We start from the raw sequence: 1,045 nt of genomic DNA on the forward strand, positions 1-1,045 counted from the left end.
GTCAAACGGCAGAAGAATGACGCCGCCGACGCCGAGGCGATTTGCGAAGCTGCACAGCGTCCGACGATGCGCTTCGTGTCGGTGAAGAGCGAAGAGACCCAAGGGGCGGCGATGGTGTTCCGCGTGCGCGAGTTACTGATCCGGCAGCGCACCCAGGCGATCAACGCCCTGCGCGGTCACCTTGCCGAGTTCGGGCAGGTTGTGCCGCAGGGCGCTGCCAATGCCTCGAAGCTGATCGCCATCGTCGAGGATCCAGAGAGCGGGTTGCCCGCCGAGGCGACAGCCACCCTGCAGGTTCTGATCGGATCCTTGGCGCACCTCGAGGCGCAGATCGGGAGGCTCGATGCCGAGATCTCACGCTGCGCCAAAGAGAACGAGGTCGCCCGACGGCTGATGACGGTGCCGGGCATCGGCCCGCTGATCGCGACGGCTATCGCGACACTTGCGCCGCCTCCCGAGACCTTCCGGAAGGCCCGGGATTTTGCAGCCTGGCTCGGGTTGGTGCCCAGGCAACACTCGACCGGTGGCAAGCAGCGCCTCGGAGCGACGACGAAGATGGGCGAGCGGTCTCTCAGGCGGCTGCTGATCATTGGCGCCAACAGCGTGATCATCAAGCGCCACGTCCATCGTGAAGCTCAACCCGGCACATGGCTGGGGAACATGCTGTCGCGCAAGCCGTCGATGCTGGTGCGTGTCGCGCTGGCGAACAAGATGGCGCGGATTGTCTGGGCTTTGATGGCCCGCGGTGGCGTATACCAGTCTCCGGCCGTGGCAGCGTAAGCAGCCGTCGGTCGCGAGGACGTCGGAGCGGAAGAGGGCAAGGAGCAGTTTGGCGCAACAGTCGTGAGACGGGATCGGGAGAACCAGTGTGCAACAGAGTGCCTTTGAGCACGCGGCTTTGATCTGGACCCGACCTTCGAACACCATACGGGCCCGCGGCATGACCAAGGCCGCATCAGAGGCCGGACACATGTCAGCACCCGGTGACGCGCGGAAAGCAGCTCTGAAATTACCCCTTGCGCAAGGGGCGGTTACACATGTTGCA

At 64.6% G+C, this 1,045-nt stretch carries 1 protein-coding gene; it reads left to right on the forward strand.

Translation table 11 applies throughout. The features are described from left to right. The coding region (locus B8991_RS20985; protein WP_084355221.1) for an IS110 family RNA-guided transposase at positions 1-780 on the forward strand (780 nt) is incomplete at its 5' end. Positions 781-1,045: the final 265 nt, after the last annotated feature.

Origin of the sequence: Primorskyibacter flagellatus (assembly GCF_900176485.1) — a bacterium.
In the GTDB taxonomy this organism is placed as follows: domain Bacteria; phylum Pseudomonadota; class Alphaproteobacteria; order Rhodobacterales; family Rhodobacteraceae; genus Primorskyibacter; species Primorskyibacter flagellatus.